At 44.6% G+C, this 16,344-nt stretch carries 12 protein-coding genes and 1 pseudogene; 8 read left to right on the top strand and 5 right to left on the bottom strand.

The features are described from left to right. Positions 1–25: 25 nt before the first annotated feature. Complete coding sequence (locus CD004_RS21780; RefSeq protein WP_102264679.1) at positions 26–394, bottom strand: heme-copper oxidase family protein; 369 nt, start codon at positions 392–394, stop codon at positions 26–28. 230 nt (positions 395–624) lie between these two features. On the opposite strand from CD004_RS21780, the gene CD004_RS21775 reads away from it, so the two are divergent. Further along, positions 625–2,916 carry a glycoside hydrolase family 65 protein gene (locus tag CD004_RS21775; protein ID WP_102264678.1) on the top strand — a complete coding sequence of 764 codons (2,292 nt, stop codon included), beginning with the start codon at positions 625–627 and terminating at the stop codon, positions 2,914–2,916. Between the two features lie 382 nt (positions 2,917–3,298). After that, the gene (pgmB, locus tag CD004_RS21770) at positions 3,299–3,967 is read left to right on the top strand and encodes a beta-phosphoglucomutase (protein WP_102264677.1); all 669 of its coding nucleotides are present in this window, start codon (positions 3,299–3,301) and stop codon (positions 3,965–3,967) included. Positions 3,968–4,121: 154 nt separating this feature from the next. Here pgmB and CD004_RS21765 read toward each other — a convergent pair whose 3' ends face one another. Further along, the gene (locus tag CD004_RS21765) at positions 4,122–5,183 is read right to left on the bottom strand and encodes a hypothetical protein (protein ID WP_102264676.1); all 1,062 of its coding nucleotides are present in this window, start codon (positions 5,181–5,183) and stop codon (positions 4,122–4,124) included. A 197-nt stretch (positions 5,184–5,380) separates the two neighbouring features. Between CD004_RS21765 and CD004_RS21760 the strand changes: the two genes are divergently transcribed. Further along, positions 5,381–6,280 (top strand): NAD(P)/FAD-dependent oxidoreductase, encoded by a 900-nt coding sequence (locus CD004_RS21760; protein WP_102264675.1) that lies wholly within the window; start codon positions 5,381–5,383, stop codon positions 6,278–6,280. A 212-nt stretch (positions 6,281–6,492) separates the two neighbouring features. Here CD004_RS21760 and CD004_RS21755 read toward each other — a convergent pair whose 3' ends face one another. Continuing rightward, complete coding sequence (locus tag CD004_RS21755) at positions 6,493–8,028, bottom strand: FAD-dependent oxidoreductase (protein WP_102264674.1); 1,536 nt, start codon at positions 8,026–8,028, stop codon at positions 6,493–6,495. A 184-nt stretch (positions 8,029–8,212) separates the two neighbouring features. Here CD004_RS21755 and CD004_RS21750 point away from each other — a divergent pair, with 184 nt between their 5' ends. From CD004_RS21750 to CD004_RS21735, 4 genes and pseudogenes are all read left to right on the top strand, one after another. Next, entirely contained in the window at positions 8,213–9,553 is a 1,341-nt protein-coding gene (locus CD004_RS21750; RefSeq protein WP_102264673.1) for a UDP-glucose dehydrogenase family protein, read from the top strand. An 82-nt stretch (positions 9,554–9,635) separates the two neighbouring features. After that, positions 9,636–10,112, top strand: coding sequence for a Cys-tRNA(Pro) deacylase (gene ybaK / locus CD004_RS21745; protein WP_102264672.1), 477 nt, complete (start codon positions 9,636–9,638; stop codon positions 10,110–10,112). 237 nt (positions 10,113–10,349) lie between these two features. Next, positions 10,350–11,447 (top strand): annotated as a pseudogene (locus CD004_RS21740) (PRK06851 family protein). Positions 11,448–11,500: 53 nt separating this feature from the next. Next, a complete protein-coding gene (locus CD004_RS21735; protein WP_170030011.1) occupies positions 11,501–11,953 on the top strand; it encodes a hypothetical protein in 453 nt (150 codons plus the stop codon). 254 nt (positions 11,954–12,207) lie between these two features. Here CD004_RS21735 and CD004_RS21730 read toward each other — a convergent pair whose 3' ends face one another. Further along, on the bottom strand, positions 12,208–13,569 hold the full coding sequence (locus CD004_RS21730; protein WP_102265204.1) for a YjiH family protein: 1,362 nt from the start codon (positions 13,567–13,569) through the stop codon (positions 12,208–12,210). A 237-nt stretch (positions 13,570–13,806) separates the two neighbouring features. Between CD004_RS21730 and CD004_RS21725 the strand changes: the two genes are divergently transcribed. Beyond that, the gene (locus CD004_RS21725) at positions 13,807–14,295 is read left to right on the top strand and encodes a GNAT family N-acetyltransferase (protein WP_102264671.1); all 489 of its coding nucleotides are present in this window, start codon (positions 13,807–13,809) and stop codon (positions 14,293–14,295) included. Between the two features lie 366 nt (positions 14,296–14,661). Here the strand turns inward: CD004_RS21725 and CD004_RS21720 are convergent, their stop codons facing one another. Beyond that, positions 14,662–16,314, bottom strand: a complete 1,653-nt coding sequence (locus CD004_RS21720) for a glycoside hydrolase family 13 protein (protein WP_102264670.1) — start codon at positions 16,312–16,314, stop codon at positions 14,662–14,664. Between the last annotated feature and the right edge of the window lie 30 nt (positions 16,315–16,344).

Below are 16,344 nucleotides of genomic sequence, written 5' to 3'. Positions count from 1 at the left end.
AGTGCGATCAAGACTTGAATTAGTATCACGCCTTGACGTGCTTAAACACATTCACCAAGAACAGTATGCCTCCAACAACGATGACCAGTGATCCAAGGATGGCGAAGACGGTGAAAATGACTCCCCCTATCAACATGGATAATGTGATCCCACCTTGCATGACGGGCACCCCGATGTTATGCAGCCAGAAATGCGTAGAGGCGAGCTTGCTGTTTCCTGCTGCAGGAAAAAGATAATAAATGATCCCGAACAGGGCCATTGATACCCAGCCAAGCAGATTTAAATGGGCATGCACCGAGGTAAGTGTGAAGTCATGTGCGATCCCCATAACAATTCCTAGAATAATAGCAATGACAAAATAGACCGCAGCAACCTTTAAAAATCGTATGCTCATTTTGTTTCCTCTTTCCTTTGTTTAGTTCTTTTAGATTATATTAGTTTTCTGAAAATATATAACATATGTACTAACTAAATAGGTGTAAAAGTTTATTGACGGATAATAATAGTAAAATAATAATAAGTTCAGGATGACACAAAAATATCACCTTTGGTTTTGTCATTTTTACGGAAATTCATGATATAATAGTGCAAACGTTTGTACAACTGCTAAAGGAGATAAAAGCTATGAAAAGATTATTTGGGATTGATAGCTGGAAGATCGTCGAAACGGACTTGCATAGAGAAGATTTCCGCCTTGCAGAAAGCATCACAAGTCTCGGAAATGGCCATATGGGCATGCGCGGAAACTTTGAAGAAACATATACTGGAGACTTTCATCGCGGTTCATATATTGCAGGCGTTTGGTTTCCAGATAAGACACGTGTAGGATGGTGGAAAAATGGGTATCCGCACTATTTTGGCAAGGTCATTAACTCAACGAACTTTATCGGCATAAAAGTATTCGTTGACGAAGAGGAACTTGACCTTAGTAAAGCAGAAGTGAAAGATTACTACCGTGAACTTGATATGCAGCATGGTGTCTTGACACGCTGTTTTACAGTCGTCCATAACGGCAAGGAAACTGAAGTGGAAGCAATTCGATTCTTGTCAGTTGCTGATAAAGAACTGGCTGCGATCAAGTATTCAGTTACTGCCAAGAACTATAATGGAAACGTTACCTTTGTTCCTTATCTTGATGGAGACGTGCGCAACGAAGATTCCAACTATGATGAAGACTTCTGGTATGAAATTAGCAGGGATTCTTCAGAACATAATGGCAGTCTTGTAATGAAAACGAAAGACAATCCATTTGGTACCCCAACGTTCCAGGTTGCGACAACTATGCAAACGGTTGTCGAAGGAAATGTAGCTAAGGTCGAAGTCAATGAAAAAGAAGAATACGTAGAAAATGTGATTGAAGTTAAGGCTGAGCAGGGACAAACTGTAACCCTTTACAAGTATATTGCTGTAACAACAGATCGTGACTATGAAGCTGGCGAGCTTGTTTCTAAAGGCCGTGACGTCCTAGGTCGTTCTGTTGAAAAAGGCTTTGATCAGCTATTGGAAGAGCACAGAAATGGCTGGCTAAGCCGCTGGGAAATCGCTGATGTAGAAATCTCCGGTGATGACTCTGCGCAGCAGGGAATCCGTTTCAACTTGTTCCAGCTGTTCTCTACTTATTATGGAGAAGATTCGCGTTTGAACATTGGACCTAAAGGTTTTACAGGTGAAAAGTACGGCGGTGCGACATACTGGGATACAGAAGCTTACGCAATTCCGTTATACTTGTCTACTGCAGAATCAGAGGTTGCACGCAACCTGTTGATTTACCGCCACAACCAGCTTGATGGCGCATACCACAACGCGAAGCAGCAGGGACTTAACGGTGCACTTTACCCAATGGTTACTTTTACAGGCGTCGAGTGCCACAATGAGTGGGAAATCACGTTTGAAGAGATCCACCGTAACGGCGCAATTGCTTACGCGATTTATAACTATGTGAACTATACTGGAGATCAAGATTATCTTCATGAATATGGAATCGATGTGCTTGCCGGCATCTCCCGGTTCTGGGCAGACCGCGTCCACTTCAATAAGTCCAAGAACGTCTACATGATGCACGGCGTAACAGGACCGAACGAATACGAAAACAATGTCAACAACAACTGGTATACAAACCGTATCGCTGTCTGGACGTTGCGCTACACGCTTGAAGTCATCGAATCCTTGAAGCAAAATGGCCATGAGGCGCGCCTTGCAGGCCTTGAATTCTCAGATGATGAGCTTGCGAAATGGCAGGATATCATTGAAAAAATGTACTTCCCGTACGATGAAGAAAAAGGTGTATTCGTCCAGCACGATACATTCCTTGATAAAGACCTGATGACTGTTGACGAGCTTTCAGCTGAAGACCGCCCGATCAACCAGAACTGGTCATGGGATAAAATCCTGCGCAGCTGCTTCATCAAACAGGCAGATGTTCTTCAAGGCTTGTACTTTTTCAATCACGAGTTTACAGAAGAAGAGAAGCGCCGCAACTTCGAATTCTATGAGCCTATGACAGTCCATGAGTCATCACTGTCTCCAAGTATCCACGCAGTCCTTGCTGCAGAGCTTGGCATGGAAGAGAAGGCATACGAAATGTACAACCGCACGGCGCGCCTTGATCTTGATAACTACAATAACGATACAGAAGACGGCCTGCACATCACAAGCATGACAGGTGCATGGCTGGGCATCGTCCAGGGCTTCGCGGGCATGCGTACGGCTGAAGGCACACTATCTTTTGCGCCGTTCATCCCTAAAGCATGGAACCAGTACAGCTTCAACATCATCTACCGCGACCACTACATCAAGGTAGAAGTGAACCAGGAAAACGTCGTCCTCACACAGCAAGGACCAGAACTTGCAATGAAGCTTTACGGCGAGGAAATCACAATTCCAGCAGAAGGCGAACTAACTGTAAAATTGAAATAAAGATACTGAGAGATCTTTGGGGCAGCCTGAAGGTCTCTCTCAATAATGCGGCCGCGCGGTACTATATGGCGGCATAAATGGACATTTTGGAGTGAATGGATTCGAAATGTCTAATAACCAGGCTTTAAAGGACATTTTGAAGAGCAGTTGGATCTGAAATGTCCAAGAACCAGGTTTTAAAGGACATTTTGAAGAGCGAATGGATCTGAAATGTCTAAGAACCAGGTTTTAATAGACATTTTGAAGAGCGAATGGATCTGAAATGTCTAAGAACCAGGTATTAATAAACACTTTAAAGCATCAATGAAGTCAAATGTCTAAAAACATAACAAACAATGTGTATCGTGAAGTTATGATAACGATTCATGAAAGGAGTTTAATCATGACAAGACCACTAAATGCGTTTATCTTTGACCTTGATGGCGTCATTACTGATACAGCTGAATATCATTTTTTAGCGTGGAAAGCACTGGCTGAGGATTTGGGCATTACTTTTACCCGCGAGGACAACGAGGAGCTGAAGGGTGTTTCCCGAATGGACTCCCTTGAGAAAATCCTTGAGCTGGGCGGCCGTACGGGGGACTTCACGGCTGAGGAAAAAGATGCATTGGCTGATAAGAAAAATGATCATTACCTTACCCTGATTCAAAACATCACTCCAGCTGACCTTTTGCCGGCGATCAAAGAGCTGATTACGGATATTAAAGCAAAGGGACTCAAGCTGGGCATGGCATCTGCAAGCAAGAACGCGTTCACTGTGATGGAGTCACTTGGTATGAAATCTGAGTTCGATATCATCGTCGATGCGAAGACCGTCGTGAACGGCAAGCCGCATCCGGAAGTTTTCTTGCGCGCAACGGAAATGCTTGGTGTTGAGCCAGAAGCATGCATTGGTGTCGAGGATGCAGCGGCAGGGGTACAGGCGATTAAATCAGCAGGAATGTTCGCTGTAGCTGTGGGGCCAAAGGAAAGCTTCAAGAATGCTGATATTGTCTATGCCAGCACAGCTGAGCTTTCATTAGAGAAAATTTTAGAAGTATTTAACTCATAATAGTTGTGGAACCCGGTCGTGAATGTGCGGCTGGGTTTTTACTTTTTTTGGATAAACGGGAGATTATTTGGGTTGAGTGAGAGGTTACCTGCTTCTATCGTGAGATTAACTGTACTGAGCGAGAGATTATTTTTATTCAGCATAAAAAAAGCGATCACTCTGGGAGTGACCGCTGCAATTCATGGTAAAAAACATCTGGTTCGTCGACATTCAGGACGATTCGGCTCGCTTTTCGTCTCAAGCCATAGATAAAGTGGATATCTTGCGGCTCATATAGGAGGATTTCAAACATCGGCTTTTCCTGGATCAAATCAGGCACCCTGGCATCAAAAAGCCCTCTTTGCTCTTTTCTGCTGAATTTTTCCGGTCCTTCGTAATATTTGATTTCCTTGATATTGCTCAATGGCAGGTGCATCGAACTTGAAAACCCTGTCTGCAATAACAAATGGTCCGCTGTTAGCAAGAATGGGGTAAGGCGGGTGGCCTGAAGCTCGGCCAGCATGAACAGAATGCCGTATATGTTCAAAATCAGCAGAATATAGGAAACAACTGGATTCCAGCTATGCAGGAAGTAATGCAGTCCAACCGATTCAATCGCGATAGCATGGATGATCATGATGTAGACAGCATTCACACTTGTTTTTTTATGATAGGTAAAAGCCATGCCGTAATCGATCTGAACTTTCTTTTTCCAGGAGAAGAGAGCGTAATGGAACATGGAAAATTCAGTGACAAGGATTCTGGCTGCAGTATTATCTGGCAGGCTTTTTTCTACAGCTTTTCGAATGTTGAAAAGAAAGAATGAGTTTCGGCCGGCCAGGGTTTTATACTCTTTAAGCAGTTTTGGAAGTCTGGTGATGACGGTGTAGGCTATATAGAGTTCAACCAGCAGGAATGCGCCTTCCGTAACTAATAAAAGATAGGGAAGGAAGGGGTAATCTGATAGATGCTGATTCGGCACGATGAAGTAGGCGGCAGCAAATCCAGCAAATATGACGATTCCCATATACTTTAGTGAATATCTTTTGCGAATGATCATGAAATAAGTCAAGAGAGGCAAAATGATCAGCAGGTCCAGCAGTGAACCGATGACAGCACCCTCTGGTACTGGCCCGAACACCGGTGTACGGTAAAGAATGAAATTCGTAGACAGAATCAAAGAGGCTAAAACTACATATAGCAGTATTTTTGGTTTTTTCGCGACAGTATTTGTCATTATTATCCACCTCACTTTTATTATAACTGATATCATAGTGCTTAAGTAGTAATTTAAAGGTGTTCGACAAAACTAGTGTTTGTAAAAATATTAAGAAAATTAATCAAGAAAATGGTTCCCGGAATTAACCGGATTACACCACCTTTAAAAAGGGAAACATGCTATTATGATACTTTTTAAAAAGGCGGTGGATCGGTATGTATGATTGCCTTATAGTTGGAGGCGGGATCGCCGGGCTCCAGGCGGCGATTCAGCTTGGGCGATACGACCATAATGTGATGGTTTTGGATTCAGGTGATGGCCGGTCGGCGATTTGCCAGAGCTATCATAATATCCTTGGCTATCCGGATGGAGTAAGCGGACCTTACTTAAGAGAAGTCGGCCGTAAGCAAGCGGCGCAATATGGTGTAGAATTCGTTATTGGCAAGGCTGAGAGTGCCGAAAAGATGGGGGATGAATTTGAAGTCAAGGCAGAGAGCGGGGACACATACAAGGCGAAGACATTGCTTCTGGCCACGGGCGTCATGGATCGGATTCCGCCATTTCCGGAGCTGATGCCTACGCTTGGCATCAGTGTGTATATATGTCCGGATTGCGATGGCCATGAAGTGAAAGACAAGTCCACCATCGTAATGGGTTCTGGCAACCCTGGTGCGAACATGGCGCTGACCCTGAACTATTTTACAGATAAACTCACGTATGTGAATCATGAAAATAAAGAAGTCGATAGGGAAAAAATTGCAGCTATGAAGGATAACGGCATTAAGTATGTCGAAGGGCCGATTGAAAAAGTGCTGGCAGACGGACCTGACTTCAGGGGAGTTGAGCTCGAAAACGGCGACAAGCTGACTTCAGAACGCGGCTTCATGGCCTTCGGCGGGAATGAAGTGAAATCGCAGCTCGCACAGCAGCTTGGCGTCGATCTTCATAAAAACAAGCATGTATTAGTCGACCCGCGAACCAAAATGACCAATGTCGAGAACGTCTGGGCCGCTGGGGACCTTGTCGCCCATTCCGAGCAAACGACAATTGCCATGGGAGACGGCATGCAGGCCAGCATCTGGATCCATAAGACACTTTTAGCGGATAAGGGGTAGTAGTCGTAGGGAAATCCCTCATCAGTAGGGTTTTATTCCTCGTTGGAATTATTTATTCCTGGTTAGGCGCAATTTACTCCCGGTTGATAGCGACTTAATCCCTGTTGGGAGTGAAATAATCCCTGTTGATAACAATATAATTCCTGTTGGGAAATTATATTCCCTATGGGCATAATGAAAGCCGCCACTCATTTTGCAGTGGCGGCTTTCTCCTATTCTAGATCCACTTTTTTCAGCGGCAGTTCAGCAGGACCTTCAATTACGTCTCCCTTGTATGAGAAACGGGAGCCGTGGCATGGGCAGTCCCATGAGCGTTCACCGTTATTCCATTCGAGCTCACATCCCATATGGGTACAGGTAGTATCGACCACGTGAAGCTGGCCGTTTTCATCGCGATAGGCGCCAGCACGTTTGCCGTTCACAGTTACGGCTGCGCCCTCATCATTATCAAGCGAAGTTGCCTGGGTAGAAGGGCGTTCCAGCTTCCCTTTCACGAGCATCTTGGCAACATGGGTGTTCGTGGATACGAATTTCTTTAACTCAGGGTCTGCATGGAATCTTTGTGGGTCAAACACTTCCTTGTATGGGTTTTCCTTCTTCAGAATTTGGTCGCTCAACATAATGGCGGCATTGATTCCATTTGACATTCCCCATTTCCGGTAGCCAGTCGCGACATATATATTATCTGTAGTCGTTGAGTATTGGCCGACAAACGGAATTTTATCGAAAGGAATAGGGTCCTGTGCGGACCATCTGAACGGAATCTCCTTTACGCCGAATGTTTGGTGGGCGAATGCCTCGAGTGCTTCATAGTATTGGTGCGTATTCGTTTTATGGCCGACTTTATGGCTGTCGCCGCCAAACAGGACGATTTTTTCACCGTTCCAGTCCGTATAGCGGAGCGAGCGGGTAGGCTGTTCGGCGTTGATGAACATGCCCCCAGGGAATTCTTTTTCTGTTTTGACAGCCAGCAAATACGATCTTTCCGGTGTCATCCTTGAAAAATAAAAACCTTTTAAGTCATAGAAAGGATAGTGCGTGCTGACAATCATCTGTTTGCAGTGCACTTTATGACCACCGCGGGTTGTAACGACAGGCTCGGAGCCTTCTTCCATATCAACCGCAGTAGTATTTTCGAAAATTTGTCCTCCCATTTCAGTAAAACGCTCAACCAGATGCCTTAAAAATTTGAGCGGGTGGAACTGGGCCTGGTTGCGCATCACAATTCCGGCTTTCGATTCCACAGGCAGAGGGACTTCAGAAACATACTCGCTGCCATTTACTCCGAGTTTTTCGTAAGCCTTGAATTCCGTCAGGAGCTTTTCCAATTCTTTTTCGGAATTCGTGTAGATATAAGCATCCTCTTCCGAAAAATCACAGTCAATCTGCTGTTCTTTTACAAGGTTTTTAACAAATTGCACCGCGTCATAGTTGGCCTGATAGTAAAGTCGTGCCTTATCCTCGCCATGATGGTTGATTAGTTCATCATAAACCACGCCGTGTTGTGCGGTCAGCTTTGCGGTTGTGTGCCCGGTGGTTCCGTTCAATATTGAACCGGCTTCAATTACGGCAACCTTAACCCCGCCCTTGGCCAGCAAATAGGCAGAGGTCAAACCGGTAATTCCACCGCCAATGACAGCCACATCGACCTTCAAATCCTCCTGCAGCTTAGGAAATGTAGGCAGTTCTGCGGTCTTACGCCAGTACGGTTCAGGGAATCGAGGCAGCTTTGAAGTATAGTCGTTCATCTAATTTCCTCCTTGAAAAATCTTCATAATAACTAATTTTTCCTTCATTGGTGAAATTCATGCCTTTTTTTCCTATTACCCGTTAATAATGGGAATGAACAAGTTTTTACCAAATTGAGCGGATTGGATAAGATTGTGATGTCTGCATGATAAAATGAAATGTATCAATGATTGGAGGGCCAATATGGAAATCACAGTTGTCGGGACAGGCTATGTTGGCCTTGTCACGGGAGTTTGTTTTGCTGAAGTTGGTTACAATGTGACCTGTTTTGATATAGATGAACAAAAAATCAGTACTCTTTCAAAAGGTAGATGCCCGATTTATGAACCGGGACTTGAAGAGATGCTGAAAAAGAATCTGGAAGAAGGAAGGCTTCATTTTACAGCTGACTTAAAATCGGCCTTCGCAACGATGGACTTTATTTTTATCACAGTTGGGACGCCTGAAAACGAGGATGGCTCGGCAAATCTTGGCTATTTAGAAGCGGCGGTTGCTGATATCGGCGCCAGTTTAACCAGGAATGCAGTCATTGTCATTAAAAGCACCGTACCGGTCGGGACAAACGAGCGGATTTATCAGATGCTTAAGGAAATCATCCCGGACCATATTCAAGTAAAAGTCGTTTCAAATCCTGAATTTTTGCGTGAAGGCTCTGGCATTCTTGATACGTTCCATGCTGACCGGATCGTCATCGGTACGGATGACCGTGAAGCGGGCAGTGCGGTTGCGAGTATTTATGAACCTTTTGGCAGGCCGAATATCCAGACAGATATCCGCAGTGCAGAGCTCATCAAATATGCTTCTAATGCGTTTCTGGCGACGAAAATCAGTTTTATCAACGAGGTTGCCAACCTGTGTGAGCACACAGGTGCAAATATTGAAGATGTGGCAAAAGGAATGGGTATGGACGAGCGGATCGGCAGCCAATTTTTAAAAGCGGGGATTGGCTATGGCGGTTCATGCTTCCCGAAGGATACAAAGGCCCTTGAAAAGCTTACAGATTACTATAATTATGATTTTAAAATCCTTCGGTCCGTGATTGAGGTGAACAGCAGGCAAAAGCAGCAGCTATTTTTAAAAGCGAAAGAGATGTTTGGCAGTCTGCAAGGGAAGAGGACGGCGGTGCTGGGCCTGGCGTTCAAGCCTCATACTGATGACATCCGTGAGGCACCTGCAATTGAGCTGATCGCCCAGCTTTTTGAAGAACAGGCTGACATTTCGGTGTATGACCCGGCTGCCGTTGGAAAAGTAGAAGAGTTATTCGGAAGCCGGCTGTATTACGCTGACTCCGTGGATATGGCGATTAAAGGAGCGGATGTTGTCTTCATCATGACCGAGTGGCCGCAAATCACTCAATATGATTTGGGACGTTACCCATTACTCATGCGAGAACCGGTTCTATTTGACGGAAGGAACTGCTATGACTTGGCCGAGGCGGAGGCTGCTGGCCTAACGTATATTTCTGTCGGCAGGAGAGCTGTTAACATGAATCAGAAGCTGGAAAACTTGGGATTTCAAGTGTAAGCCAGAAGAGACTGGGATTGAATCGCCTTGCTACCATAAGGTAAAATTATCCTAAAACCCCTCATTATTAGGAGGAACCAGGATGGCGAAGGTTAAAACGAACGCAATGAGGATTCTTGATACGCAGAAGGTGCCGTATGAAATCCTAACTTATGACTCGAAGGATGGCAAGATTGACGGTGTTGCTGTTGCTGGTAAAATTGGCCGCGACCCGGCACAGGTCTACAAAACGCTTGTTGTTGTAGGCGCCAGCAAGGATTTATATGTTTTTGTTATCCCGGTAGAAGCGGAGCTGGATATGAAAAAGGCTGCGAGGGAAGCTGGGGAAAAGAGTGTAGAGATGCTTCCAGTCAAGGACATCCAGAAATATACCGGCTACATCCGCGGCGGCTGTTCGCCGGTTGGCATGAAGAAGAACTATCCTACTTTTTTGGATGAGAGCGCCCAGGAGCTTGAAACCATCATCGTCAGTGCAGGGAAAATCGGTTTCCAGGTCGAATTGGCACCGGACCAGCTTTTAAATATTTTAAGAGGAAAATATGGTCAATTAACGAAATAGTCAAACCACAGCTTCAATAGCTGTGGTTTTTTTCTAGCTTTTTTAGGGGTAAGCCAGATAACGGAAAGATTTCATTACTAATTTTCATTAAAAACATCACTTCCCCGGGAAATAGTTCTCAAAATAGACAAAATCAAGATGGTGTCTGGGCATTCACCCAGAACAAATCACCTGCATATAGTAAGGAGGAAGCGAAAACTTGCCGTTTATCAGAACGGTTGGAGGGAGTGCGATTAAATGTCAGGAAAAATCCTGAACTTTTTTGCCGGCGGCAACACGGCACGCGGTTTTTACAGCTTATATGATTCCAGCTTGCAGGGCTTGTCACGGCTATTCATATTAAAGGGCGGACCAGGAACAGGAAAATCCTCGCTAATGAAAAAGATCGGCAATGAATGGCTTGAAAAAGGCTATGATGTTCAATTCCTGTATTGCTCATCAGACAACAAGTCAATCGATGGTGTGTTAATTCCCAAATTGAATGCCGGGATCGTTGACGGAACTGCGCCGCACGTCATCGAACCGAAGGCGCCTGGAGCGGTTGAGGAGTATGTCAATCTGGGCGAAGCGTGGAATTCCGGAAAGCTTCAGGAGCACAAGGAAACAATTCTGCAGCTTAGTGAAAAAATCAGTGAGGCTTTCAATTCTGCTTACAGCCTTTTTGCCGAAGCGTTGAGAATTCATGACGAGTGGGAAAAAATCTATATTGAAAACATGGATTTTGAAAAAGCGAATGTGCTGACGAACAAATTGATTGAGAGGTTCTTCGGAGACAGTACATCTACAAAAGGCAGCGGGAGGGTGTACGACCGATTCCTTGGTGCGGCCACTCCGGTTGGAGCAGTCGACTTTGTTCCAAATTTGACTGAAACAGTAGGCAAGAGGTACTTCATCAAAGGCCGCCCAGGCTCCGGAAAGTCCACCATGCTGAAAAAACTGGCCGCCGAAGCAAAGTCGCGTGGATATGACGTTGAAGTCTATCATTGCGGATTTGATCCTCACAGCCTGGATATGGTCATTGTTCGTGAGCTCGACTTTGCGATCTTCGACAGCACCGCTCCGCACGAGTATTTTCCGGAAAGAGAGACAGATGAAATCATCGATATGTATACAGAGTTGATTACTCCTGGTACAGATGAAAAATACGAAGCCGAAATTGAGGATGTTGGCGGAAGGTATAAAGCGAAGATGAACGAAGCAATTGCCTCTTTAGCGCATGCAAAGGAGCTTCGCGACCAATTGGAGGCAATCTACATCTAAGCCATGGATTTTGCAAAGGTAGACGAGATCACTGTCCAGCTGCAAAAAGAAATTGAAAGCCTGAGTGCCGACTAGCACCTAATTGGGCGTATTGCATACATTACAAGGAAGACTTTTAGAGAGGGGATATGAGTTTGTATTATAATAACTTCTACCCATATGGACCAAATCAGCAATTTGAAGACGATTATGGATTCTATGAGAATGAATTTAACCAGCAGGGAGATATGAGGACATTTGGTGGATTCCCGGGAGGTCCAGGCGGATTTCCAGGTGGTCCGGGTGGCTTCCCAGGAGGACCAGGAGGTTCACCAGGCGGGGGCCAAGGTGGAGGTCCGCCATCATCCCCACCGCCAGCATATGTGCCGCAAGAACAGGCAACGGCATTTGCAGTAGACCCAGGCGGAATCAGAAGATGCATGTTCCGCTACACATACGTCTGGCTGATCGATGGCAGAAGCTTCTGGTTCTATCCAGTCTTCCTCGGCAGAAACTCCATTGCCGGCTGGAGATGGAGCCGCCGCCGAGGATGGGTTTACTACGGAATGGATCTGAGACAGATTCGGTCTTTCCAGTGCTAGGAACACATCCTTTTAAAAGAGAAGTATGCTGCTTCTCTTTTTTGCTGGAGAAAATCAGTGGTTTTTTCCAGTTCGCGGAATTAACGTAGAAATTCGCGGAATTAATGTGCATTTTCGCGGAAATGTGGTCTGATTTCGCGGAATTCCACCTCATTTTCGCGGAATTATCAAACCATGAAAAAACCGGCTGGCATTTCGCCATCCGGTTTTTATCTTTTCGGTTATATTAAAATCGATTCACTTTCATTTTGGGACTAAAAAATGATATGCGCAACCAGTACAACGATTGGCAATGTCACAAGTGTACGCTGCAGGAAGATAATGAACAATTCCCCGAAGCTGACAGGGATTTTTGAACCCAGCAGCAGGCCGCCGACCTCTGACATATAGATTAGCTGTGTGACGGAAACAGACGCAATGATGAACCTTGTCATCGGGCTTGCGATATCAGCACCGATTACGGAAGGAAGGAACATGTCCGCAAAGCCGACAATCAATGTCTCTGAAGCAGCCTTCGCTTCAGGAACCTGCATTAGCTCCAACAGCGGAATGAACGGCATCCCTAGCCATTGAAATACTGGTGTATATTCAGCGACAATCAGCGCCAGTGTTCCAAGCGCCATGACGATCGGCGCAACACCCATCCACATATCAAGGATATTGCGGATACCGGCAAGGAAGAAATCTTTAAAGCTCTTATTGCTGCTTGCTTTATCGACAGCCTGTGCCATACCCCAGGAGAAAGGTGTATATCCATCAGGAATGTTCTCCTCAGAGTAGTCGTTGTTCTGCTCAACATAATACGTATCCTGCTTCCTTGAAAGAGGCGGGATTCTTGGAAGGATTATAGCCGCAACCACGCCAGCCAGTGTCACGGTTAAATAAAATGGAACAAACATATGGCCCAGGCCAACCTGAGAAATGACTACGAGACTGAATGTGATGGAGACAACAGAGAAAGTCGTCCCGATAACAGCGGCTTCTCGTCTTGTATAGTATCCTTCTTCATACTGTTTGCTTGTCAGGAGAACACCAATCGTGCCGTCGCCAAGCCATGATGTTAGAGTATCAATTGAAGAACGTCCAGGCAATGTGAAAATAGGACGCATGATCTTGGCCATCAATGTTCCGAACAATTCAAGAAGACCAAAGTTCAGCAATAAAGGCAGGAACAACCCTGCAAAAAGAAACACTGAGAAAAGGATTGGCAAAAGGTCGTTGAGCAGCAGTCCGCCTGTGTTAGGTGACCAAACTGCTTCCGGCCCTAATTGAAATAAAGTCATGACCGCAAAAATTGCTCCTAAAATCCTGGCAACAAGCCAGACAACTGGAACATCAAACAATGCTTTCAGAAAATGGTTACGGTTAAGAATTTCCGGTCTGATTGTTTTTATTAATAGTGTTCCGATCAGGGTCAGGACAATTATTACAGTCATGATTGCAGGCAATGAGCCGCCAAGCAAGTCCTGAAGCCATCCGGAAAGGACAGCGATCGGTATCGTTATTTCTCCGTTGTAGGAGATTGGTAACATAAAGAAAAATATTCCTATTAATGAGGGAATGATAAATGCTAATAAGTCCCCGGTAGATCTTGTTTTACGCAATGGTTTTTCCAAAATGATTTCACCCTTAAATACATATTTATAAGTCAAAAATTATTTTAATGCATAACCCCTGTTTTGCCAACACTTTTCTCGGTCCAATTCCTTCCTGTGTTATATTCTCCTAAAGCAAGCAAGCTAAACGCCAATCAGCCACCTTAATGTAAAATTCAATTTTTTCAGGAGGGATTCCTCCTATTAAGCGTGAATTCTTAATAGGACTATTACCTTATTTAACCGAGGAGAAGTAGAATGAAAGTAATTTTGGAAAAGATCAGACCAGATGAAAAGGAAGTACTGCGGAATCTTTATTCACTTTACCTGCATGAGTTGTCCGCTTATACAAATGGATTGCAGATCAGTGAGGATGGTAGCTTCGATTTTGATTCATTTTCACTTATATGGGAAAAAGACGGAGTCACGCCATACTTCATAATGGCCGATGAAAAACTGGCTGGATTTGTCCTGATTCTTGAAGCACCTTTCACGACAAAAGTAGATAAAGTAATCAATGACTTTTTTATATTGAATTCCTTCCGTGGAAAAGGAGTCGCCAAAGCAGCTGTATCAGAAATCTTTGCCGAAAATAAAGGCAGTTATTACATATCCCAGCTCGTTAATAATCAAACAGCAGTACACTTTTGGAAAAAGGTCTACAAGCAACTGGAAATAAACTTTGTAGAACAGTCGGAAGTTCAGGATGGGGAAGAGGTTGTATATCAGACTTTTGTTATTAGGTAGGTAACGTTAAATTCTCTTGATGTTGAATAGAATGTTATTTTTTCATATTTAGGATGTTGGTGCATTTATGCCGGGCCAGCGTGCAATTAAGAGGATGATTGAGCAATTAATCGGCATAAGCGTGCAATTAAGGAGGACGATGGTGCAATTAACCGGCATAAGCATGCAATTAAGGAGGATCACCGTGCAATTAACTGGCATAAGCGTACAATTATGAAAAATGACTGTCAAATTAACTGAAAATTTACTGAAGGCTTGCTTTTCCATTCAAGAGATCTGGTCACAAGTTTGTTAAAACAACATTGCACAAGAAAAGAGCCGTATTGAAAAAGGGAGTGCCATCATTAAATCGGCACTCCCTAAAAATTACTTCAAATATACTCTTGTTTCGTATGGCTTCAATGTGAATGACGTTCCTTTTTCCTCAACCTTGTAGTTGTTAAGCAGCAATTGGCTTGATTCAAGCGGGAATCCGTTGAATTCGAAGGCTGCTGGCTCGCTGGATAGGTTGGAAAGCACAACAGCCTGCTTGTCTTCCAATGTTCTTGTATAGGCATAAATTTGTCCATGATTTTCGAGAACTAAATCGTATGTGCCATAAGTGAATATGTCATTGGCCTTCTTCATCTCGATCATTTTTTTGTAAAAATGAAGGATGGAGTCAGGGTCATTTAGCTGATTTTCGACATTGACCTCTTTGTAGTTCGGATTCATTCCGAGCCAAGGTGTGCCTGTTGTGAACCCGGCATTTTCTGCATTTGACCATTGCATTGGCGTGCGCGAGTTGTCGCGGCTTGTTGCCCAGATGAAATCCATGATTTCTTCATGTGGTACTCCGTTTTCGCGACGGATTTTATAAAGGTTCTTGATTGCTACATCATTATAATCCTCTATGGAAGGGAACTGGACGTTAGTCATGCCGATTTCCTGTCCCTGATAGATGAAAGGCGTGCCCTGCATCAGGAAGTACATGGATGCCAGTGCTGTTGCACTTTCGCGCCAGTAATCCTTGTCATCACCCCATGTTGAAACGATACGTGCTTTATCATGGTTTTCAATGAATAACGCATTCCAGCCATGTCCTTCAAGACCTTTTTGCCAGCGGGTAAAAGTACTCTTCAATTTTGCCAGGTCAAGCGCCTTCTTTTCAGAATCCCACAAATCAAGATGTTCAAACTGGAAAACCATATTGAATTTACCTTGTTCCTCGCCAACCCAGAGATCGGCTTCTTCAATGCTGACGCCATTTGCTTCGCCGACTGTCATGATGTCGTACTTTGAGAACGTTTCTTCCTTCAGCTCTTCCAGGAAGGGCTGAATCCCATCGACATTCATATGCTTATCAAAAGAAGAAACATACTGCTGCCCTTCAGGGTTAGGCATGTCTTTCAGGCCGGCTTCTTTCTTGATATGGCTGATCGCATCGACGCGGAAACCATCGATCCCTTTGTCAAGCCACCAGTTGATCATATCGTATAACGCAGTACGGACATCTTTGTTTTCCCAGTTCAAATCTGGCTGTTTGCGGGAGAAGATGTGAAGGAAGTACTGACCTGTCTTTTCGTCATACTCCCAGGCAGATCCGCCAAAGATGCTTTCCCAGTTGTTTGGCTCAGCGCCGTCCTTGCCATCGCGCCAGATGTACCAGTCGCGTTTAGGGCTATCCTTGGATTCACGGGACTCGATGAACCATTGATGCTCATCGCTCGTATGGTTGATGACAAGATCGATGATCAACTTCATGCCGCGCTTATGCGTTTCAGCAAGCAGCTGGTCAAAGTCTTCCATCGTTCCGAACTCATCCATGATATCTTGATAATCACTGATATCATAACCATTATCGTCATTAGGAGATTTGTACATTGGACAAATCCAGATCACATCGATTCCTAAGTCCTTTAAGTAATCAAGTTTTGATATCATTCCTTGCAAATCACCGATGCCGTCACCATTGGAATCCATGAAGCTCCTTGGATATACCTGATAGGCAACAGCCTCTTTCCACCATGTGTGTTTCATGTGAACCCTCATTTCTTTGTATGTTCCTGA

This window comes from Mesobacillus jeotgali (genome assembly GCF_002874535.1).
In the GTDB taxonomy this organism is placed as follows: domain Bacteria; phylum Bacillota; class Bacilli; order Bacillales; family Cytobacillaceae; genus Mesobacillus; species Mesobacillus jeotgali.
This window is presented reverse-complemented; position numbering and strand designations above follow the sequence as displayed.